The sequence below is a fragment of the Trinickia sp. Y13 genome, assembly GCF_029522115.1.
Classification (GTDB): domain Bacteria; phylum Pseudomonadota; class Gammaproteobacteria; order Burkholderiales; family Burkholderiaceae; genus Trinickia.
Window position 1 is genome coordinate 466,790 of record NZ_JAKWFK010000002.1, and the last position, 19,721, is coordinate 486,510.

Sequence of the window (19,721 nt, forward strand, 5' to 3'; positions counted from 1 at the left end):
CGAATGAACGACAGGCGGGGAGCGGGCGCACATAGCGCCCGGTAAGAGGAGAGGGGACGATGGCTAAAGCGGCCGCGTTGGGCGGCTTATCGCTTGGCGTGCTTGGCTTGCCACGCTTTCATGAACTGAATCTCTTTGCGCTGGCTCGCCACGATGCGCTCGGCCAGGCGCTTCAGCTGCGGGTCTTTGCCATATTTGAGCTCGACTTGCGCCATGTCCACCGCGCCTTGATGATGCGGGATCATGTGCGACACGAAATCTTCGTCGGCATGGCCGGTATAGGCTGATCCTTCCATCGACTTCATCATCCGCTCGTCCGCGGACTTGAATGCGGCGGTTGAATCGCCGGTCGCGCCTTGACTGCCTGCGGGCGCCGATTGCGCCTCGGCCGTGCTGCTCATGCTGGGCATCGATGCACTCTGCTGCGCCTGAGCTAGGAGCGGCGCGCCGTAGAGCGCGGCGGCGGCAACCCAAAGCAGCGGTGAGCCGATTTTGCGGGGACATTGCATGCGTATCACCTCCTCATTGACGGTGGACAGTCGTGCGCGAGCGGCGGACGGAACGCGGGCCGCGGGCCGCGCCATCGGCATGCCAGGCCGTTGATTGCGCTGCCTCTAAAGCAGCTCGCAGCAAGTTCTCAGCAAATTCGATGCCAATGATCGGGCCGGGTGCCCCCGCCGCGCGCTCAGTACGCCATGAGGTCCTTATAGTTCTGCGGCGTGATGAGCTTGAACGGCACGTCGACGGCGCGCGGCACGTTCGGCTCGCCCTTCTTCATGGCAATCGCTAGATCGACGGCCGCCACGCCTTGTCCCTTCGCGTCTTGATAGACGGTCGCCTTCATCGCGCCTCGATCCATCTGCGCGAGCGCATCGGGGGTGGCGTCGATGCCCATGATGAACATGCTGCCGGGCGCGCGACCCGCCTTGTGCAAGGCGATGATCGCGCCGATCGCCATCTCGTCGTTGTTCGCGACGATCGCATCGAGCTTTTTGTCCTGCTTGAGCCAATCGGCCGTCATCGCCATGCCCTTCTCGCGCGACCAATCGCCCACCTGTTCGATGGCCAGATGCATGCCGGGATAATGCGCCAGAACTTCCTTGAACCCCCGCGTGCGCAAGACCGCCGCCTCCGTGCTCAACTGGCCGACCATCAACGCGACCTCGCCTTTGCCGCCCAGTTGCTGCGCAACGTAGTCGGCTTGCATCCGCCCCGCCAGGATGTCTTGCGATCCCACATACGCCATGCCCTCGCCAATGGGCTCGCTCGGCTTGCGATTCACGTAGACGAGCGGCACCTTGGCGTCGCGAATCGTCTTGGTCATCGTCGCCGTCGCCGTGGCATCGACGGGCAAGATCACGATCGCATCGACGTGATCGTTCGCGATCAGCGAGGCGACCTCTTCGTTTTGACGCTGCTGATCGGAATGGCCATCGGCGAACACGGGTTTCCACCCTTGCTTGCGCGCTTCCTTGGACATCGCTTCGCGCAAAAGCGTGGGGAAGTTGTCGTCGAATTCGGCCATGGCAATGCCGATCTTCGGTTTAGCGGGCGCGTCCGTTTGCGCCGAGGCGCCCGTCCAGGATGCGGCCCAGAGGCACACTGCAAAGAGCGAAGCGCCTAGAAAATCGATCGCTTTCATGCTGCGCTCACCCGGAACACTGCCACGAGAGAAGCGAGCCGGTCCGCTTGATCACGCAACGACGAAGCGGCCGATGCGGACTGCTCGACGAGCGCGGCGTTTTGCTGCGTCGTCTCGTCGATATGCACCACGGCCTCGCGCACTTGCACGAGATCGCGTTGCTGTGCGTGCGAAGCGTCGGCGATTTCGCCGATCAGCGCGCCGACGTGGCGGACGGCTTCGATGATGTCGCCCATCGCGCCGCCCGCTTCGCCCACGAGCTGGCCGCCCGCGCCCACGCTGGCGACCGACGACTCGATCAACTCCTTGATCTCCTTGGCGGCGGCAGCCGAGCGTTGCGCGAGGCCGCGCACTTCGCTCGCGACCACGGCAAAGCCGCGGCCCTGCTCACCCGCGCGCGCAGCTTCGACCGCAGCGTTCAGCGCGAGGATATTCGTCTGGAATGCGATGCCGTCGATCACGCCGATGATGTCGCTGATCTTGCTCGACGAGGCCGTGATCTCGTTCATGCTCGTCACGACGCGCGAGACGATATCGCCGCCGCGCTCGGCCGCATTGAACGCCTGCTGCGAAAGCGCGTTGACCTGCAACGCGGTGTCGGTCGCTTGCGAAGCCGACTGGCCCAGTTGGTCCATGTACGTCGCCGTTTGCTGCACGCTGAACGCGACTTTCTCGGTGCGGGCGCTCAAATCGAGATTGCCCGCCGCGATTTCGCTCGATGCGGTATTGACCGATTCCACGCCGTCCCGCACCTCGGCAATGAGCGTGCGCAGGCGATCGGACATTTCGGACAACGAACGAATCATGCGTGCGACTTCGTCGTCGCCCTGCGCGCGCAGGTTGACCGTCAAGTCGCCGCGCGCGACAGTCTGCGCGAAGTCCACCGCCGCATTGAGCGGCACGCTGATCGCGCGCGCAACGAGCGTCATCAAGATTGCGGCGATGGCCGCCGCGATCACCACCGCAATCGCGATCAACGTGAGCGAGCGATGCGCGGCGCTCGTCGCCGCGTCGCTTGCGTGCGTCGCCTCGCCCTGGCTCGCGCTCGCCAATTCCGAGAGTTCGGTCGTCAAACGCTCGAAGCTTTTTGCGCTGTCCTGCATGATGATGGCGCGCGCCGCGTTGGGCGATGCATTGTCGACTTCGTCTTGCAGCTTCGCATCGAGCGCGAGATAGTCGCGCCACTCGGCGCTCGCTTGCTCGTACGTCTTGCGCTCGGCATCGCCGAGTTGTTGTTCGCCGAACGCTTTGAGCTGCGCAGTCATCGCATCGATGCTCTTCTTCAGCTCCGGCAACACTTGGTCGCGCTGATCGTAGCGCACGAGAATGTAGGCGAATTCCTTGTTGCGCACGGTAGCCGCGAGTTGAGCGGTGCGCTGCGCCCCCATGGCCGTGGGCATCCATCGGCCGCTGATCGCCCCGCTTTGGGACGCGATCCGCGCGATTTGAATGGCGCCGAACCCACCGACCAACAACAGGCTGGCCAATGCCACGGCAAGCACGATCTGCAGCTTACGGGCCACAGATACTTGAGAAAGAGCGTTCATAGTCGAAAGTAAGAAGTCCGTGTAAATGCTTAAAAGAGCATTTCCCGCACTGCTTATCGGCACCGGAGGCGGCCCGCTTAATCTTTTAAGTATCTTTTTATTTAGCACCGGACCCTCGTGCGCGCGCGGCGTCCGCTTCCGTGCCGCGACCTGTGCTCAAATCAAGGGGCGCGACATCGGCGGTCACGTTACGGCTTCAAGGTGGAAGTCGAAGCGACCGCAGTCATTTAACCTAGCTCGAACACACGTAGAACCGCGAACCGACGACAATGGAAAAAAACCGATTGGAAGCATTCAGCGACGGCGTGATGGCCGTCATCATCACCATCATGGTGCTCGAACTGAAAGTTCCGCACGGCGAGGACCTGCCCGCACTGGCGCAGCTTTGGCCCATTGCCATGAGCTACGTGCTCAGCTTTATCTACATCGGCATCTATTGGAACAATCACCATCATCTGCTGCAGGCTTCGCACCGCGTGACCGGCGCGATTCTCTGGTGGAATCTGCACCTCTTGTTTTGGCTGTCGCTACTGCCGTTCAGCACGGGATGGATGGGTGAGAACCATTTCGCACGATGGCCGACCGTGCTCTACGGCGTGAACCTACTCGCATGCGCGTGCGCCTGGTTCATCTTGGAAACGGGGCTCGTGCGCCATCATGGGCCGGGCAGTCTCCTTGCACAGGCGATTGGCCGCGATACGAAAGGAAAGGCTTCGCCGCTCTTGTACCTGCTGGGCATCGCGGCCGCGTGGGCAGGCTATCCGCGCATCGGTCTCGCCTTCTTCGCCGGAGTGGCGTTGCTGTGGCTCGTGCCGGACCGTCGGGTCGAACGGCTGATCGCGGCGCGCGATAAGGGGAGCGGGGATGTACGCTAGCGGCGCTGCACGAATGCGTAGGAGTCCGCGCGGTCAACCGGCGGGGTCGCGCACCGTTAACGGGGAGAAGCCTTTTGCTTCACACCACTTCAGGAGGGAATGGTCATGTTGAACAAATTTGTCTTGGCGGCTATCGCGGGCATGTTTGCTGTGGGCATGGCCCACGCTCAAGCCTCCGGCGCCGCGGCGGCAAGCGGTGCGGCGGCTGCGCCCGCTTCCTCGGATTGCGCGGCACAGGCAGTGGGCAAGAACGGCAAACCGCTGTCGGGCGCGGCCAAGGCGTCGTTCATCAAGAAATGCAAGGCCGACAAGATGAAGTCGGCGAAGGCGGAATGTGAAACCAAGGCCGTCGGCTCGAACGGCAAGCCGCTCGCCGGCGCGGCGAAGGCCTCTTTCATGAAGAAGTGCGAAGCGGACGCCGCCAAGTAAGGCTTCACTGAAAAGCGGGGCGAGCCGATCAGCACCGGTTCGTCCCGCGCAAACCCCAAGGCTAGCCGACGCTCGGCTCGCCCTCGCCAGACTGCCGCCCCGGCTTATCGGCCGGAGACTGCTTGCGCCCGCGATCGTCGCGTTCCGGCATGCGGCTACGCGCGTTATCGCTGTGATGCGCCGGCTCGGGCCGATCGGCCACCTGTTTCGGCTCCTTGCTACGCTGGTTCATGCTCGCCCCCCAAGAGTCGTTACGTAGGCACATTCCGGGCTGCAATAAACAGGCCCGCGGCGGCCTGGGCCGTGCAGCCGAATCCATTCCTTACTTTCGCGTGTGTATCGCCGTCCGAAAGAGCCCCGTATAAATTCGAACTCGGTTCGACGATCAGGTGAGTGTTTTCCCTGATGGAGCGGCGATCCGCTCCGCTGGGTTGGCGATCGGCGAACCGCTGGAGTGGTGCGTGCTTGCTGCCTGCTCGGTACGTGGTGGCGGGCTGCGCTGCCCTTGGCCCTCATTGCGGGTCTCCCCGCACCACTAACCGAGCCCCGATTTTTTCGGCGAATCGAGCGTGTAACGCGCCTTTAGTTTTATCCGCATGCCGCCGACAACCAGATAGATAGTGGGCGTCCTTGGCGAAACAGCGCGGGGCGCCGTTGGGATTCTACGCAGAGGGCAGGCATGACTAGCCACGACATCACGCACGACGAGCGCACGCAGCTCACGAGCAAGAACAAGTTCGAACTTCTTCTCTTTCGCTTGGGCCAAGCACGCCCGGGTGCGGAGCAGGCGCTGTACGGCATCAACGTTTTCAAGGTTCGAGAAATCATCACGAACCGTGAAATTACGCCGATTGCCGGCGCGCCGGATGCGGTGTCGGGCGCCATCGATATTCGCGGGCAGATCATTCCGGTGATCGATTTGTGCAAGCTCACGCGCAGCACGCCGACCCGCGAACCGAACATCTTGTTGATTACCGAGTTCGCACGTACGACGCAGGCGTTTGCTGTCGAAGACGTCGACGACATCGTCCGGCTCGAGTGGAGCCAGGTGCATCCGGCGGAATGCGCGGGCGGCGCGGGCTATATCACGAGCATTGCGCGCTTCAATGGGGAATCGGGCGAATTACGCCTTGCCCAAGTGCTCGACGTCGAGCAAGTCATGCGCGACGTTTTCCCCGAGCAGCATCGCGACGTCGACAAAGCGGAGCTGAGCACCGAAATCACCTATGCGGCAGGCGGAAAGATTTTGGCCGCGGACGATTCGGCGTTTGCCCGTACCCTGCTCGATCAAGCGCTGACGGCAATCGGCGCGCCGCACATGCTCGCGACGACGGGCGAAGAAGCGTGGCAAATGCTGCAGCGCGTCGCCGACGAAGCCGAGAAAGAAAAAGTGCCGGCGCGCGACAAGATCTCGCTTGTCATTACCGATTTGGAAATGCCTGAAATGGACGGGTTCATGCTGACCCGCCGTATCAAAGCCGACGAGCGGCTCAAGCATATCCCCGTGATCATTCATTCGTCTTTGACGGGATCGGCGAACGAGGCGCATGTGCGCAATGCGGGCGCGAACGGCTATGTGGCCAAGTTCGCGCCGAAGGAGCTGTGCGAAGCGATTACGGAGGCGCTGGCTTCTTAAGTGTGGGGCGGCCGCTTGCTTTGTCTCCGCTTGTCGCGCACTCGCGTTTAATGCGGGCGGCCTGCATCGAGCCACGCTTGCACTGTGTTCGGTGTCAATCGATACCGAGCGCAGTTGAATACTTCCAACTTCTCCAATTCATCGAGCAGCATGACATCAAAGCCTGGCGCCGTGCTCTCCGAGAGCCCCAATTCGGCCTGCGCGGCCTGTGCGGACTTGCGGTTTGCAACGACCAAAACGATGGCCTCCGTCAGGCGTTCACGGTACCGAAGCCGAAGCGCGTCAGGCCTACCCATCGATTCCATGACGACGACATACCGCTTCATCGAGCGCCGGTACGTCCACGCGAACAGATCCACGGCTAGCGAGGTGTCTCTATACTCGTACACGCCGAGCATTGCCCGCGCATAGTCGGATGGCTCGACGTCCAAGAACGATAGCGGCGCGCAGTTGTACAGCATCAGCGGGATATTCGCCGCTAGGCGGCTAGTGCGCTTGTTGCCGTCCTCGAACGGCTGCAGATAGGCCAGATTCACCCAGAGGAAAAAGGCCGCCTCGATCGGATTCTTGATGTATCTCGCCTTGTTCAGGATGCTCTCGAGCATCTCTTCGAGTATGGCCGGTACCTGCGTCGGCACATAAACCGTGTCGCTGATATTGACTACTTTCCTTCTAATCGCCCCCAACCCCCGGGTATCCGCGAGAAGGTCTTGCATCAGCACGGCGTGTAGGTTTCTGATGAGCGAACTAGACAACCCTTGAAGCGGGACCGCGTCCACGAGGAATTCGATAGCCGCCTTGTGATTGAGCAGCATCACTGCATCGGCATCGTCGTCGACCGTTCCACGCTTGAACAACTCCTGGGTTGCCAGCATGGTGTACGGGTTGCCTTCCAGGCGAGATGACGACCAGGACAGGTCGATCAGCCATTGCTCGAGCACTTTGCGCGCGTAAGTGCCAGCCGGCAATTGCTCCTTCATGCTCCCCGCACGATAAAGCGCTTCGGCCAGGCCCCTCGGCATCAGCCAACTATCGTTAGGAACGTAGCTTTCGACGAAGTCGCGTTGGTATGTGACCGGGTCGCGCGCGGCAAGAGGGACGTCGAGCTTCTTGCGCAGATTGATCGCTGCGGCCGACCATACCGGCTGAGATGGCGTTTCGACTTCGGTCGGTGCCGTGGGGGCGATAGGTTGCGCAGTGGAGGCGCCCGCAGCCAGTCGATAGCGGGTTGCCCGGGCTTGGCCGCTGCGCGTGAGCTTTCCGCTATCGCGCAGCGCCTCGAGATGGCGTCGGACGGTGGCCGAACTGCCGCCCGTCGCGGCAATGACCTGGGCGGAGGACACCTCCGGCTGCCCGGCTTCGGCCAGGCGCTGGACGACCGCCAGGATGACTTCCGGTGTCACTTTGGTCATTTATCTGCTCAGAACCTGCTCAAATTTGAGCAGATTCTATAGAAATGAGCAGATACTTCAAGCAGGTGAGCAGATACTACGAATGCGTGAGCAGATATTGAGCCGATTTAGGCACAATCTGGTCGCAGAGCGCCGGCTGGACCTTGCCGAGCGATGCGACGCCTCACTTAGGCAGTGGCCTTGTGCGCGCCATTCGGACGGATCAGAAATTCCGAGCGGTCACTGGTAGCCGCGAGCCACGCCGGCGCTGGACCGCGCCCGCTCCACGTCGCGCCGGTTTCGGGATTCAGATATTTGGCAGCCTGCTTGCCTTTAGGCGGTCCTTTCCGTTTGGCGGCGGTCGAGGTCTTTTTACTTGCACGCGTCGACGTGACCTTCGCACGTCCGTTGGCCGCCGCTATTTCGAATTTCGCTCGATCCTTCGCATTCGCTATCCATGCCGGGGCGCGACCACGGCCCGACCATGTGGCGCCGGTTTCTGGGTCGCGGTACTTCGCCGGCTGCTGCCCTTTGACGTAGTTACCCTGTCGCTTCGCTTTAGGCGCATCGGGCGCCGCAGGACTCTCTACATTGCCATCGACGAGAAAGCGGTCGCGATTCTTCGCATTGGCAATCCAAGCCGGCGCGCGACCACGGCCAGACCATGTCGCGCCGGTTTTCGGGTTGATGTATTTCGGTGCAACGGCTGAAGCGCTTGCGGTTGCCTTCTTACCGACCCTTCCCCTGCGCTTCGCGCCGCCAAGATGAGCCTCGACGTCTGCAACCGTAATTCCATTCTTCCGCATGAGTTCGGCAATGCGATCGAGCGTAGCCGACGCCGCTTTGATTCTGATCGCCTCGGCTTGCTCTTGCAGACGCTTGATCTTGATCTCGATTGCTTCCAGGGTGGGCATGGGTTCCTCCATAAAGACGAATGGACGCACTATGCCATGAGAGCAACGGCGCTGCCAGCAGAGGTGATTCAAGAACTCATACTGAGGGAGCCTCGCTCACTGCGGAGAGAAACGATGACGATCGGCATGGTCTACCAGAGCGATCGCCAAGCGCAGGTCGCCCATGCTCTGGGGGTCGCCCCCGAATAGCGTTTTGCATAGCGTTATGGAACGATCTCGGCCATCCTCAACCAAGAGAGCACCTTGGTCTGCGCACGTGTTCTTGCTTTGCACCTGTGCATACGCGCAGCGAAGTCCATACTATCCTGAGCTAGGTATTCAGGAGGCGATGAGATGTGCTATTCGGCTCAGATAAAGGCGGACTACGGACGATTCGTCAGGACCTTCGGCGCGCGCATCGGCCTCGATGAGTTCACGAGGCTGTACTGGGAACGAGAGCAAGGTGCGACGCATTTGATTCCAAAGGCAGTCGACGCGATGTTCTTGGAGCCGCAGACGCCCGACGAGCAGCGCATCAAAGACATGATTGAACGATTCAACCAGTCTCAGGCAGCCAAGCTCGAGGAGGAATTGTTCAAGCAACGCACGCGTCTTGCCGACGCCGAGCGGGCGCTACAAGCAAAGGTGACGAAGGCCGCGGCCGAAAGCAAACGGATTGCGACCAACAAAGTAGAAGCGCTGCGTCGCCGGCTGGACGACCTATGGCGAACGGAACTGCTCGAACGCGACGCGCGAATTTTTCCCGGGCACTACGCGCCGGTCATCGTCATGGAGAACGGCGAGCGGGTTGTGAAGCCTATGCGATATCAGTGCCGCCCTGCTGGCAAACCCGCGCTCTATGACAAGAAGTTTCCCGGTACGTATAACGCCAGACGAGACAGCCTCGAAGGCTTCTGGCGGCAACTGTTCGGTTACTCGCACGGCGTGCTGGTCGCAACGGCGTTTTTCGAGAATGTCGGCAAAGCAAAGCTCGAGAGGCGTGAACTCAAAGACGGCGAAAAAGACGAAAACATCGTCTTGCGATTCGAGCCCCGCCCGGCGGAAGACATGCTGGTGGCCTGCTTGTGGTCACGCTGGACTGGAACAGACGCGCCCGACTTGCTCTCGTTTGCCACCATTACCGACGAGCCTCCCCCTGAAGTGGCCGCCGCGGGCCACGACCGATGCATCATCCCGATAAAGCCCGAGAATGTTGATGCGTGGCTGGTGCCAGAGGCGGACAACATCGAGGCGCAATACGCGATACTTGATGACAGGGAACGGCCGTACTACGAGCATCGGTTGGCGGCATAAAGAGACGCGTGATGTCTCCGATGCACTCGTTGCCTGCTCGAAAGGCTTGTCGATTCGATGGTTAGGGAATTTGGTGCGCCTTTGTCGTCGCCCTGCGGCCGTTTGCAGGAATTTCGTCGTGCGTTAAGTGAAACATTGCGACCCGCGTGAAGTAAAACTATTAAGACTTGCCAGTGCTGAATTGCAATAGCTTCGGTTACACGCCATCGTCAGTTCCGATTACGCGCAGATTTCGTTGGAAAAACAATAACTTGTCGCCCCGGCGCTGGCACGTCCAATCGGGCGGATGTTTGCGCGGAGACGTTGCACATCAACATCCTCGCATTTCCAATATTTTCGGTTACGGCGGGCCTCGGCACTGAGCTGAGAACAGTGTGCGGATTTGTCATGCCCAAAAGAGCAATCCACCACGCGGATGAACGTCACTTAATGGTCGTCGAGGTCAACGGCCTTGGCCGCCATATGCTGACGGTCAGCCCCAAAGCCATGTCCAGCACTAAGAGGGCTCCCAGCTCCAACGGTCAGACCGTCGGAGGTTGTTCCCAACGAGTGACGATTGCCGTTCCCGGCGGTGATTTCACCAAGCGGACTTGCAGTTCAAGCTTGAACAACGCGCCCCGATTGTAGCGGCCGTCTTTGTTTCGAGTAAGTCTTTCGTACTGGCGCCCGTCATACGAGTGTCCGACGAGAGCACCCCAGAGGACCGACTTCATGACGAGTCTGAGAGTTTCTCGAAATTGCAGGCGCATCTTTCTCGCTATAAAACGGTAACATGATGGAACAATAACCAACGCCCCCATGCACGGAATTATGACCACGGACATCGCAACCCTGCATTGCAACGCACGCATTGCGGCGATTGAACGAGCAGAAAAGGAGTATAAGCTTCAGTGCGACGTCTTCGACACAGCGGACCGCAAAGCGCAAGCGACGACCACAATCGCCGGTGCGCTTCTCGCCGCGGACTTGGGCTTTGTCGCCAAGATGAGTGATGCCCCCGGCTCGCTTGCCCAGACTGCTCTCGTCGCAATCACAGTCGCCCTCGGCGTCAGCGTCTTGATGGCGCTATGGGCCATGTACGCGCGAGATTCAAACCTACCAGCGAGCGTCGCCGAGACCGAGCCCAAGTACGCGAAGTTGATGAATCAAAACGCGCCGGACGACTTCAAGGCGGCGGAAGCCGAACTGCTTGATTTTTTGATAGGCGAACTTAAGCGGGCAAATGCTTCCGTCGAGAGCGTAAGCAAAGCAAAGGCGACATGGGTGCTTCGAGCGCAGATCGCCCTCATCGTTGCCGCTTTCTTTACGATACTCCTCACTCTCGGCTTGATTGCAAAACCTGACCTCCTTGCTTTCAAGGCGACGACGGACTCACTCCCCTTGAACGCATCCGTGGCAAGGATGACCACCCCGTTGCGAAACTCCCGTCCCGAGCTGCCCCCGAGCGAAGCCTCGGCGAATAAATCGTCACCCCGAAGCGCATCTTCCGGGGCCGCTGCTTCCCTCCCGGCTGGAATTCCGCCTCGCAAATAGCTGTCATCCTTGACACGAGGAGAGTGACGCGCAGACTTCCCCCTCTCTCCGGGGAGCAGACACAAACGGAGACGTCACGTGTCACTTTCGTCAACTCAGGTCGGCGTCATCGGAGAGAATCTCCTGGTCAACGCCGTCATGAAGGCAAGCGATGAGCGCATTTCGCCGTTCACGTCGATTGCGGATGACGACGGCCTCGATGTCCTCTTCTTCGACAAGGAGACCGGCAATTCGCTCGCGATACAACTCAAGTGTCGCACTGTCACCACTCGCAAGCGCAGTTCGGATGACCGAGGGAACGTCACTTACTTCCAAGTTCGAAAGGCCGCGTTCAACGGAGCACGGCGGGCGTATTTGCTGGCAGCGCTTTTCAACACTGAGCTCACGGAGTTCGTCGCCACGTGGTTCATCCGAATGGAACAATTGCGTCACGTAGGAAGGGACGCTTCCGCCAAGTGGGTCATCCAACCGAGCAAAGCCCAGGCGAGTGCGGACCGCTACACGCCGTATCGGTGCTCAACCTCCCTGGAACTCGCGCAGAGAATTGTCGAGGTCTGCGAAGCCAAGACTCAATCCTGACCTCGCGTTCTTTCAGGATTCATCAACGCCGCGGCGCTCGCCGCTCTTCGTTACCGCGTCAGTACGGTCGAATCCCGATGCGCGGGCTGATGCACGCGTAAACGAGCGTCAGAGCGATGAAAAGAAAGAGGATGCCTGCCGCGAGTCTGCTGTAACGGCGAACGCGGTCCACTTTCGTGAACATCACGCTACCGACCAGAAGCAATGCGACGCCGACAAAGAAGTCACTGACCATCCCCCCCATCGTCACGCCATCGACAAAGCTGACGTAGTCGTACGTCAGGAGACGATGAAGTCCATCAAGAGTTCTCAGCGGGGCGAGCGCTCCGATGGTAAGAACGAGGCCGACTAGTGAGATGATGCCAGCGAAGAATGTCACGAGAATGCTCGCTCGCGGTTTCATAGTTATCCCACTGTGTAAAAGGCTTGCATCTGCGCATAGGCGAGGAGAGCGAGCAGCACGATGGACCAGGAAAGCATGAAAGCGAAGCGGCGACCGGTTGCATCGACCCGAAACGCGGAAATGCCCGCCACCGCGCTGACGACTGCAAGTATCAGTACGTAAAAGCGGCTCGCCAATAACTCCGCCTCCGGAATTGCGCGGTCAAAGCGATTCGCCCAGTGGTAAGTAATTGGTTTGAGCGCGAGGGCGTCACCTAGGACGGACGGTTTGAATAGCAAGCCAACTGCAGGCGCCCCCGCCGCGATATAGCACGCGACAAGGAGCACGAGCACGACGATAGCGGCTCCAAGCTTCATAGGTAGTTGAACTCCGCAAAATTCCAGCGCACATGCTTGTTCATCGTTCCCCAGACATCGGCATCCCAATCCCTGTAGTTTCCGTAGAGACGCTGATACATCCACTTTCCGCTACGTTGTTCATAAACGGCATCCTGAACAGGCGAGCCAAGGTAGTTCGAGCTATCCCGATTTCCGTCGTTCGTCGCACGCAGCCAGGGCCCAAGCTCTAGGTAGCTCGTCCACTTCCGACGCGGGGTTTCACCGGGGCCGGGGAAATTGCCCTGCATGATTTCAATCTTCCCCTGTTCGACGCCCGTCACTAATTGGATGTGGCCGCCGTTGAACTCAACGAAGAGGTCACCCGGTAACAGGTCACCGTCAGCAACAGGAGAAGAATTCTTCAGCACGTCTGGGGCGCCGCTCGCGTAAGCGACATCGAGCGCGAAACCAGCGGGAGTCGGCGGAGCCGTCTTATTTCCGGACAGGTACTCCTTGTCGATATTCTTGAACACGGCCGAGTTCGTCTTGATTTTCAACGGGAGCTTGTTCCGCGAAGCGAATTCTATGAGGACTTCGAAGGCGAAGTCTTCACAAGTGAACCGATTCGCGTCGCTGCCGCCGGTAGGAGAGCCGTCGATGGGCTCACTCTCCAGCTTGGACATGTCGACCTTGCGTGCCTGAATCTCCTTTGCCAGCGCGGGCGCCGCAGTGTGGTACGTCGCAATCCACTGGGCATTCCATTCATGACGGTGAATCCAGTAGACTTTGCATTGAACGGTGACGGGCTTCCGGTCGTCCTTCGGCGTCATCAAAGCGTTGGCTAGCTGCATCACTCGCTCCCGGCCGCCAGGTGAAGAAGGAATTGCACTTCGTGCGCGTCGTTCGCCGAGAGAAGTTCAGTCTTCCCGTTGGCCATCGTGACGCCCTTCACTGTGGTCCCATCTGCACTCTTGAGCAGGTACGGTAGGCCTTCCACAGGTTCTCCGTCGCTGTTGACAATTCGAAAGTGTTGGTCGTAGGTCTTGGAGGCGTGCTCAAGCAGTTCACCCGTCGCCGCATAGCCCATGCTTGCCAACTCATGGCCTTCGTACGTCTCGTACATGTCGGATTGAGAGGCAAGCATGACCGGAGGCGGCTCGCACTTGCACGAGCAAATATCGCCTTCCAGTGCAGCCTGCTTGTCCATCCATGAATCCGGCCACCGTGGGCCCTGTGCCACGATGCGTCCGACTGATTTGCACGCAGGACAGGAGACCTGTGCTCCGACGAAGGTGAGCTCTGTTCCGTTGTGAGTGGTTCCCGGAATTCCTTCAACCACGGTTCCGCCGGCGGACGACTTATCGCCGACCTTCAGATAACTACGATTCATGCCTTGATACCCTCGGTTCTTATATATTGTCGGGCGAATAAATAACACGACGCTCGCCCATATTGCAAGTCGGCTCCAGGAGTAGATGAGAATAGCTCGGGGAGTCAAAAATGGCACGCCCGCGCACGAAACTCCCGTAGCAGAACGGTCGCTCAAAAGACGCCGCGGTGTCCCCAAGAGCACGCCCTGCTGGCAGAACCGATGCCGCCGTGGCATAGTGCGTCGAAATCGTTTTCTTGAGAGGAACCCATGCCCACCCTGGAAGCAATCCAGACAAAGATTCGCCGCCTGCAGGAACAAGCCGAAGCCATTAAGGCGAAGAAGGCCTCGGCCACACTCGACCGTATCGTCGGACTCATGCACGAGAGCGGCGTTACGGTGGCCGACATCGAGGCTCACCTTGGTGGCAAGAAGCGCGGACCAAAACCCGGTAAGAAGGCGACGGCGGCCGCTGCGGTTGTTCCGGCGAAATACATGAATCCGAAGACTGGAGCGACGTGGTCGGGCCGTGGTCGTGCGCCGGCGTGGATTGCGAGCGCGAAGAATCGAGACCGGTTCCTTGTTGATGGAAAGTCGTCGAATGCCTCTACGTCTGGGAGCACCAAAGCGAAACGACCCGGCAACTATGCTCGCGGTCCGCAGCCGGCGAAGTATCGCGACCCCGAGACTGGCGCTACATGGTCGGGACGTGGGCCCGCGCCAGCGTGGATGGCGAACGTAAAGGACCGCGGAATATTCTTAATCGACGCCGCGGCCTAAGAGTCGCGAGCAAAGGTTCCTCGTCGAACATGCTACTTCGCAAGACCCCGCAGACGGGCACTGTAGTCCTACTGGACTCCTATCCGAGGCCGGCCTCGGGCGCGACAGAGCCATTCGTCGTCGCGAACGAACATCAGGTTGCACTGGCATATCGAATCGCCCCAATCGATTTCGAGCGATTTGGACCCTTCCGGGACGACGACGAACCGTTCTGCCTTCTGCTGTTCCCGTGGGCGGCGTTCCATCGGCTGGGACCTCCCAACGATGAGGGCTTAGGTGCTCACCCATTGGCGGCTCTGGGCCTGAAGTGGTACTCGGTTCACGAGGTCATGAATTCATCGTTTGTCACCGACCAATGGAAAGTGGTGTCGCGGCATCATCCGCGGCGCCATTTCGTTATTACCCTTCAGGACAGCACATTCGAGTGCGTCGCGACGGACTGCGTTATGGGTGGGGTATACGGCTCGAGAAACTTCGCCAGCAGCGAAGCCTTCGGTCGGCTCCGCCGATAGGCCGTTGTCAGCCTATGGCGGACACCCGCGCAAACTTGGCGTTCACTGCGGTTCAATCGGCCCGCCGAAATACGCAATGCGAACTGCCTCTTGGAATGCATCAGGCAATTGCCCCTGATTGTGGAGCCTCTCGACGTTGAGAACCGCCGTAAATGGCTTGTTCTTTTTGGGTGGTTCATATCCCAACAGGCCCTCAAGGTCAGGGGTTACTAAGTGTAGCGGCGCCCCTCTATCCGGCAAAAGCGCGCGAATTCTCCCGTTTTCCGCTTGCTCAGTGTCGCTACCAGGGTCTTCGTCATGAAGCACGCGATACGGTATGTCGAATGCGTTGAGCACACGAAGAAACGCGACAATATTGTGCTTTCCGTTGCAGTCAATTAGCGCAGCCTCGGATGCCGCTCAAACAGTCCCATAAGCTCCGCCGCTCGTTCGAAAGCAGCAATGGCGCTGAACTCCTCCATGAGCACGACGCTCTTCGCAAAGAACAGCTCGTTCACTGTGGGGTCGAATTTCGCCACGGTGTTCAAACGCAACCTGTCTGATTGATTGGGCGCGCCCGGGAACAACTCCCGTGTGACTTGACTGACTGCGGTATCACCCTGGGCATTCTTGAACATCCTTACGATTGCGCGATAGTTGCCGGCGATGTCCAGGAAGATTGGAGAATGTGTGCAGCACGCGACCTGCATACCCCCTTGAGACGCAAGTCGCTGCAACACGTCTCGCATGAGCCGCTCCATTTGCGGGTGCAGATAGAGTTCGGGTTCTTCGACGAGCAGTATGGTAGACCGACGCGGTCCAACTTGAACTCCTGCCGCCGGCTCCGCCTGAGCATCAGCTAGCTGTTGTAGGAGCGTGATAATTAGAGTTCGCTGAAGGCCGTGGCCTTGATGGCCCACTTCGGTTTCGATTCCTGCAAGCGTGTCGCGAATCACTAGGGACGTTGATGGAAGCACCATTGTGCGAGCCTGGGGCGCTTCCGTGCGTATCACCGCGTGGCCGCCAACCACCTCGTTCAGGCTTCGATTGATGCGCTCCTGGAGGTCTCTGACTTCTTGTGCTTGGCGCTCAGGATGTGATTCATCTAGCCTAAATAGGGCGAGCACCTCATCCATCGCCGCCTGCAGGCGAGCCATTTCCGGGCGCTCCATCAGACTACGTTCGACAATGAGGTTCACGAGCTTGCCGAATGTCGACGCGTCCTTCGCGTTTGTTTCATCGCTGGCCTCCTGTACTGCTCTCACCAGTATCGGACGCGGAAGGATGGAGTTAGCGTTGCTTTTCCAGTTCCCTCCACCACCCGGGTTCGCCACCCAGTTCGGCGCGTCTCGTACAATCAGGTCCGGCCGTTGCTGGCGCACCGCAGCTCTGAGGGCTTCCTTTTGTGCTGCGTTCGGACGTGCTCCGCGGTCCGGCAAAGCTTCAACTAGAGCTCGATATTGCTTAGGGAAAGCTCCCCAAGTATTGTCTGCTTCGGGCCAATCGACGAACCGCTCCGTGCTTGAATACGAGAAAAGTTGCTCCTTCCATCCGCCGGCTTCCCCATCATTGCCTGCCTCGTACCAATACTTCTTTTTCAAGACCCATCGCTCACCTTCCATACGTCCACGGACGGCGGTTTGGTCTTTCTCTTCGTCACTCAAGTTATCGAAGTGCCCGATGAGCTCGATGGCATGCGGCTCCTCAGCCTGGTGCCTTCGAAAAAGCGATAAGTCTCTGATTGCGCTTCCGCTGAGAAAGATGGCAATCGCTGATAGAACCGATGACTTTCCTACATTGTTCTCGCCGATGAGGACGAGCATGTCAATCCACTCGAGACTAGCGTACTCGATATATTTGAAATTGCGAATTTCGAACCGTACCAGCCGCATTTTCTCCCCCGTTGTCCGTCTGGATACAGGAATCTAACCTTCCGACTTACTCTAAGCTCGATTACCGGGCCGTCCGCACTTCAATTCCAACTCATAATCCTATGACATGTCACTCGGTGAAAGCAACGCATCGACACGAGAGCCAAGAGCGCATCCAACGGAAGTGCAGCGAGAAGGCATCGCACTGGTGAAGCTTCGAAACACCCATAGGGGCATCATTTGACCCAGAGGGGAATGTGATATCCTTTCCCGTACACATCGTCCTCAACCCGGATACAAACGGGGGTCTTCCCATTTTTCAATTGGCAGGTTCCGACGTCGAGACGGCCACCTTGACTGTTGAGGGTATCGACCGTTTGCTGCAGGCTGGCTTTTTCCCCTTCGAGCTGACGAACCTTGTAAGCGGTGATTCCATACCAGGTTCCCATTGCCGCCAATGTGGCGAGAACTGCCGGCAGAAATACAAAGAATGTCGCACTCTTCCTCGCACGTTGAAATGCATCTGCCGCCTCGGTAGCTTTGATGTTCGCATCCGTCACCTGCTTGACGAGGTCCGCACACGCAGTTTTCATCGTGCTCGAAACGTCCGTTTTGACGGTCTCAACAACATTCGCACCCAACTCACGCCCCTGCTTCTCAAGCGCCTTCGAGACACGTTTCATTTCCTCGATAGCCTCACCCGTTAACCTCTGGTCGCGGATGGCATGCTCGAGTAAAGTCCCAAGAGCGTCGTAAAAAATCTTCGTTTTTTCAGCGTTCGTAGGTTGGTCCATCACGTTCGATTTCTCTAGTTAACGACTTTCCACGTGACCTTGCCATCACAGCGTTCTCACGGTCCTGTTCTATGGCTTTTTCCTGTATGCGCTTAAAGTACACCTCTCGGACCAACCGATGGTTGAGCAGTAGGTCTCGAATATCGGAGACCGGCACATAACGAATGCCATGCTCTTTGGTGTAGTTGACGATGAGACCGCCCGACGCCCCTTGCAGACCGCCATGGGAGACTGCAACCAAATTCACGTACTTCTCGTAAGCAGCCCGCGTTTCTGCGTCAATTTCCATGGAAACGGCATCGAGAGCGGCTGCGTTCGTGAACTTCTCGATGGTTGTGCCGACGACCTTCTTTTCTGCAAAATCGAGGTAAGGAACGACTCGGGAAACCAAGCTCGCCACGTCCTCCGATGTCTCGATGTACCAGTGAATCTCTCGCGATATCGCCTGCATGTAGGTGTCGCCGGCCAAAACCCGCGACAATATCGTGCGCTTGGTCTCCTCTTTGTCGGAGTCATTTCTGCTGCGTTTGAACTCCAATAGCCTCGTGACGCCAGCATTCGCAAACATGAGGTCACCCAGCGCTCGGTCAATCGGTGTCTGCTGCAGCAAATTGATGCACATTGGTCGCACATCCGCTGTACTGACCTGGCCGATAGCCAGCCCGAAGCTATAGAGAAAGTTGCCAATCACAATGTTCTCGTATGGTTCCATCAAGCTCCCATGTCCAAAGCACAGTTATGCATATCGCCTGTGCATGTTTCGATTCGTGCCTACAAAGAGGCTAACTATCCATTCAGGGGTAACGGCAGTAGTAAGCTTACTCTTTAGAAAATTGGAGCGCGCATACGGTCTACCAATCTTGTGACGCGCGCAACTCAGGCTCGGTACGTAGCAGCCATCAAATGACGGCACCGCTGCGACAGCTTCGCGCTACTCCTCTGCGACAGGCTGCGCCGACTCCTCCAGCTCTACCATCATGCCGACTAGCGAAGCCGTCGTGGTCAAGACCATTGCGGCGTCCCGGCGACTAAACACCTCGGGCTGGCCCTCGCCACCTACGTGATGACTGAGGTGGGTATAGTTGCGGACCGCGTTATAAATCGCAGCCGCACGTTGCGGTTTTGAGAACTCGCTACTCCTCCCTCCCCAGACGGATTTGCTCAATTCCTGAAGGACTGGCGATGCTTCCTTTAGGCTGTCCAGAGCGAGCCGGCAGGAGCCGACAGCGTGATGATATTCCCCAGCGACCAGTGAATCACGCGCCTTTTTCAGGCACGTCACTACATGGACCATCCGCGTGGGAGCGTTCAGGGGAATGTCTACCCCAACTACAATTGAATCGGCAGCCCCCAAGGATTCCAAGACTTTCGCCCAATGGCTGAGATTCATCTCGAAGCGGACAGTATGCTCTGTCGGGTGGGTGTCATTAGGAGCATGGGCCAGGCCTATGACCTCGACTTCGAACACCACGCCGCCACCGCCCCGCAGCTCTTCCAGAGCCAGCAATTGCGCATCGCCGAACGTCACGCGGAGCAGCGACGACTGCGTTGAGGAATTCATCAGCCTGCGGATAATCAGTGGTTTCTCGAACTCTCCGGTTCCCAGAAGGAGGCGCCCTCTATTGGATGCATGAACCCACACGTTTGCACGCAGGCAATCGATGAACATGCCCGGCAGGTCGCCGGGATACTGATTGGTGATTGAGAAGTTAACGCTGAATCTCAATGCGTGTATGCCGAGGCCACGCTCCCCGGCAACATGTTGAATCTGGACATCCGCCATGTGGTATTGATGAACCGCCAGACTCATGACTTCCCTTTATAAATATACGCCGTCAGCGCCGATGCCACGCCGCG

Annotated in this window: 22 protein-coding genes; 7 read left to right on the forward strand and 15 right to left on the reverse strand. The window is 58.9% G+C overall.

Annotated elements, in window-relative coordinates; genetic code table 11:
• Positions 1–86: 86 nt before the first annotated feature.
• From MMB74_RS05210 to MMB74_RS05220, 3 genes are all read right to left on the reverse strand, one after another.
• Positions 87–509: a DUF305 domain-containing protein gene (locus tag MMB74_RS05210; protein WP_277427529.1), complete on the reverse strand. Its 423-nt coding sequence runs from the start codon at positions 507–509 to the stop codon at positions 87–89.
• A gap of 176 nt (positions 510–685) precedes the next feature.
• Complete coding sequence (locus tag MMB74_RS05215; RefSeq protein ID WP_277427530.1) at positions 686–1,642, reverse strand: substrate-binding domain-containing protein; 957 nt, start codon at positions 1,640–1,642, stop codon at positions 686–688.
• Positions 1,639–3,165 carry a methyl-accepting chemotaxis protein gene (locus MMB74_RS05220; protein ID WP_277427531.1) on the reverse strand — a complete coding sequence of 509 codons (1,527 nt, stop codon included), beginning with the start codon at positions 3,163–3,165 and terminating at the stop codon, positions 1,639–1,641. Before MMB74_RS05220 ends, MMB74_RS05215 begins: the two co-directional genes overlap by 4 nt.
• Before the next feature lie 293 nt (positions 3,166–3,458).
• Here MMB74_RS05220 and MMB74_RS05225 point away from each other — a divergent pair, with 293 nt between their 5' ends.
• Positions 3,459–4,064 (forward strand): TMEM175 family protein, encoded by a 606-nt coding sequence (locus MMB74_RS05225; protein WP_277427532.1) that lies wholly within the window; start codon positions 3,459–3,461, stop codon positions 4,062–4,064.
• Between the two features lie 105 nt (positions 4,065–4,169).
• A complete protein-coding gene (locus MMB74_RS05230; protein WP_277427533.1) occupies positions 4,170–4,493 on the forward strand; it encodes a hypothetical protein in 324 nt (107 codons plus the stop codon).
• Positions 4,494–4,554: 61 nt separating this feature from the next.
• Here MMB74_RS05230 and MMB74_RS05235 read toward each other — a convergent pair whose 3' ends face one another.
• Positions 4,555–4,725 carry a hypothetical protein gene (locus MMB74_RS05235; protein WP_277427534.1) on the reverse strand — a complete coding sequence of 57 codons (171 nt, stop codon included), beginning with the start codon at positions 4,723–4,725 and terminating at the stop codon, positions 4,555–4,557.
• A 447-nt stretch (positions 4,726–5,172) separates the two neighbouring features.
• On the opposite strand from MMB74_RS05235, the gene MMB74_RS05240 reads away from it, so the two are divergent.
• Positions 5,173–6,129 (forward strand): chemotaxis protein, encoded by a 957-nt coding sequence (locus MMB74_RS05240; RefSeq protein ID WP_277427535.1) that lies wholly within the window; start codon positions 5,173–5,175, stop codon positions 6,127–6,129.
• Between the two features lie 47 nt (positions 6,130–6,176).
• Here the strand turns inward: MMB74_RS05240 and MMB74_RS05245 are convergent, their stop codons facing one another.
• Both MMB74_RS05245 and MMB74_RS05250 read right to left on the reverse strand, forming a co-directional pair.
• Positions 6,177–7,541, reverse strand: coding sequence for a Fic family protein (locus MMB74_RS05245; protein ID WP_277427536.1), 1,365 nt, complete (start codon positions 7,539–7,541; stop codon positions 6,177–6,179).
• 167 nt (positions 7,542–7,708) lie between these two features.
• Positions 7,709–8,506, reverse strand: coding sequence for an H-NS family nucleoid-associated regulatory protein (locus MMB74_RS05250; protein WP_277427537.1), 798 nt, complete (start codon positions 8,504–8,506; stop codon positions 7,709–7,711).
• A 261-nt stretch (positions 8,507–8,767) separates the two neighbouring features.
• Here MMB74_RS05250 and MMB74_RS05255 point away from each other — a divergent pair, with 261 nt between their 5' ends.
• The 3 genes from MMB74_RS05255 to MMB74_RS05265 all read left to right on the forward strand — a co-directional run bounded on the left by MMB74_RS05255 (position 8,768) and on the right by MMB74_RS05265 (position 11,839).
• Complete coding sequence (locus MMB74_RS05255; RefSeq protein ID WP_277427538.1) at positions 8,768–9,727, forward strand: SOS response-associated peptidase family protein; 960 nt, start codon at positions 8,768–8,770, stop codon at positions 9,725–9,727.
• Between the two features lie 810 nt (positions 9,728–10,537).
• Positions 10,538–11,260, forward strand: coding sequence for a hypothetical protein (locus MMB74_RS05260; protein WP_277427539.1), 723 nt, complete (start codon positions 10,538–10,540; stop codon positions 11,258–11,260).
• Between the two features lie 78 nt (positions 11,261–11,338).
• The gene (locus MMB74_RS05265; RefSeq protein WP_277427540.1) at positions 11,339–11,839 is read left to right on the forward strand and encodes a hypothetical protein; all 501 of its coding nucleotides are present in this window, start codon (positions 11,339–11,341) and stop codon (positions 11,837–11,839) included.
• A 58-nt stretch (positions 11,840–11,897) separates the two neighbouring features.
• Here MMB74_RS05265 and MMB74_RS05270 read toward each other — a convergent pair whose 3' ends face one another.
• Genes MMB74_RS05270 through MMB74_RS05285 form a run of 4 tightly spaced genes read right to left on the reverse strand, consistent with a single transcriptional unit; the run spans position 11,898 to position 13,949 of the window.
• Entirely contained in the window at positions 11,898–12,218 is a 321-nt protein-coding gene (locus tag MMB74_RS05270) for a hypothetical protein (protein ID WP_277427541.1), read from the reverse strand.
• A 26-nt stretch (positions 12,219–12,244) separates the two neighbouring features.
• Positions 12,245–12,598 (reverse strand): hypothetical protein, encoded by a 354-nt coding sequence (locus MMB74_RS05275; RefSeq protein WP_277427542.1) that lies wholly within the window; start codon positions 12,596–12,598, stop codon positions 12,245–12,247.
• Entirely contained in the window at positions 12,595–13,410 is an 816-nt protein-coding gene (locus MMB74_RS05280; protein WP_277427543.1) for a hypothetical protein, read from the reverse strand. The genes MMB74_RS05275 and MMB74_RS05280 overlap by 4 nt, the downstream gene beginning before the upstream one ends.
• Positions 13,410–13,949 (reverse strand): PAAR domain-containing protein, encoded by a 540-nt coding sequence (locus tag MMB74_RS05285; RefSeq protein ID WP_277427544.1) that lies wholly within the window; start codon positions 13,947–13,949, stop codon positions 13,410–13,412. The genes MMB74_RS05280 and MMB74_RS05285 overlap by 1 nt, the downstream gene beginning before the upstream one ends.
• Positions 13,950–14,198: 249 nt before the next feature.
• Here MMB74_RS05285 and MMB74_RS05290 point away from each other — a divergent pair, with 249 nt between their 5' ends.
• The gene (locus MMB74_RS05290) at positions 14,199–14,708 is read left to right on the forward strand and encodes an H-NS histone family protein (RefSeq protein ID WP_277427545.1); all 510 of its coding nucleotides are present in this window, start codon (positions 14,199–14,201) and stop codon (positions 14,706–14,708) included.
• 554 nt (positions 14,709–15,262) lie between these two features.
• Here the strand turns inward: MMB74_RS05290 and MMB74_RS27400 are convergent.
• The 5 genes from MMB74_RS27400 to MMB74_RS05310 form a co-directional block, all read right to left on the reverse strand.
• Positions 15,263–15,598: a TOPRIM nucleotidyl transferase/hydrolase domain-containing protein gene (locus MMB74_RS27400; RefSeq protein WP_346780668.1), complete on the reverse strand. Its 336-nt coding sequence runs from the start codon at positions 15,596–15,598 to the stop codon at positions 15,263–15,265.
• The gene (locus tag MMB74_RS05295) at positions 15,598–17,091 is read right to left on the reverse strand and encodes an AAA family ATPase (protein WP_277427546.1); all 1,494 of its coding nucleotides are present in this window, start codon (positions 17,089–17,091) and stop codon (positions 15,598–15,600) included. Before MMB74_RS05295 ends, MMB74_RS27400 begins: the two co-directional genes overlap by 1 nt.
• Positions 17,092–17,306: 215 nt before the next feature.
• Entirely contained in the window at positions 17,307–17,864 is a 558-nt protein-coding gene (locus MMB74_RS05300; protein WP_277427547.1) for a hypothetical protein, read from the reverse strand.
• On the reverse strand, positions 17,842–18,576 hold the full coding sequence (locus MMB74_RS05305) for a hypothetical protein (protein WP_277427548.1): 735 nt from the start codon (positions 18,574–18,576) through the stop codon (positions 17,842–17,844). The genes MMB74_RS05300 and MMB74_RS05305 overlap by 23 nt, the downstream gene beginning before the upstream one ends.
• 219 nt (positions 18,577–18,795) lie before the next feature.
• Positions 18,796–19,674, reverse strand: coding sequence for a hypothetical protein (locus tag MMB74_RS05310; RefSeq protein WP_277427549.1), 879 nt, complete (start codon positions 19,672–19,674; stop codon positions 18,796–18,798).
• Between the last annotated feature and the right edge of the window lie 47 nt (positions 19,675–19,721).

Bases quoted from the DNA above. Each gene is read 5' to 3' on its own strand.
- MMB74_RS05210 (WP_277427529.1), bottom strand. From the start codon at position 509: ATGCAATGTCCCCGCAAAATCGGCTCACCGCTGCTTTGGGTTGCCGCC.
- MMB74_RS05215 (WP_277427530.1), bottom strand. From the start codon at position 1,642: ATGAAAGCGATCGATTTTCTAGGCGCTTCGCTCTTTGCAGTGTGCCTC.
- MMB74_RS05225 (WP_277427532.1), top strand. From the start codon at position 3,459: ATGGAAAAAAACCGATTGGAAGCATTCAGCGACGGCGTGATGGCCGTC.
- MMB74_RS05230 (WP_277427533.1), top strand. From the start codon at position 4,170: ATGTTGAACAAATTTGTCTTGGCGGCTATCGCGGGCATGTTTGCTGTG.
- MMB74_RS05235 (WP_277427534.1), bottom strand. From the start codon at position 4,725: ATGAACCAGCGTAGCAAGGAGCCGAAACAGGTGGCCGATCGGCCCGAG.
- MMB74_RS05240 (WP_277427535.1), top strand. From the start codon at position 5,173: ATGACTAGCCACGACATCACGCACGACGAGCGCACGCAGCTCACGAGC.
- MMB74_RS05245 (WP_277427536.1), bottom strand. From the start codon at position 7,541: ATGACCAAAGTGACACCGGAAGTCATCCTGGCGGTCGTCCAGCGCCTG.
- MMB74_RS05255 (WP_277427538.1), top strand. From the start codon at position 8,768: ATGTGCTATTCGGCTCAGATAAAGGCGGACTACGGACGATTCGTCAGG.
- MMB74_RS05260 (WP_277427539.1), top strand. From the start codon at position 10,538: ATGACCACGGACATCGCAACCCTGCATTGCAACGCACGCATTGCGGCG.
- MMB74_RS05275 (WP_277427542.1), bottom strand. From the start codon at position 12,598: ATGAAGCTTGGAGCCGCTATCGTCGTGCTCGTGCTCCTTGTCGCGTGC.
- MMB74_RS05280 (WP_277427543.1), bottom strand. From the start codon at position 13,410: ATGCAGCTAGCCAACGCTTTGATGACGCCGAAGGACGACCGGAAGCCC.
- MMB74_RS05285 (WP_277427544.1), bottom strand. From the start codon at position 13,949: ATGAATCGTAGTTATCTGAAGGTCGGCGATAAGTCGTCCGCCGGCGGA.
- MMB74_RS05290 (WP_277427545.1), top strand. From the start codon at position 14,199: ATGCCCACCCTGGAAGCAATCCAGACAAAGATTCGCCGCCTGCAGGAA.
- MMB74_RS05295 (WP_277427546.1), bottom strand. From the start codon at position 17,091: ATGCGGCTGGTACGGTTCGAAATTCGCAATTTCAAATATATCGAGTAC.
- MMB74_RS05300 (WP_277427547.1), bottom strand. From the start codon at position 17,864: ATGGACCAACCTACGAACGCTGAAAAAACGAAGATTTTTTACGACGCT.
- MMB74_RS05305 (WP_277427548.1), bottom strand. From the start codon at position 18,576: ATGGAACCATACGAGAACATTGTGATTGGCAACTTTCTCTATAGCTTC.
- MMB74_RS05310 (WP_277427549.1), bottom strand. From the start codon at position 19,674: ATGAGTCTGGCGGTTCATCAATACCACATGGCGGATGTCCAGATTCAA.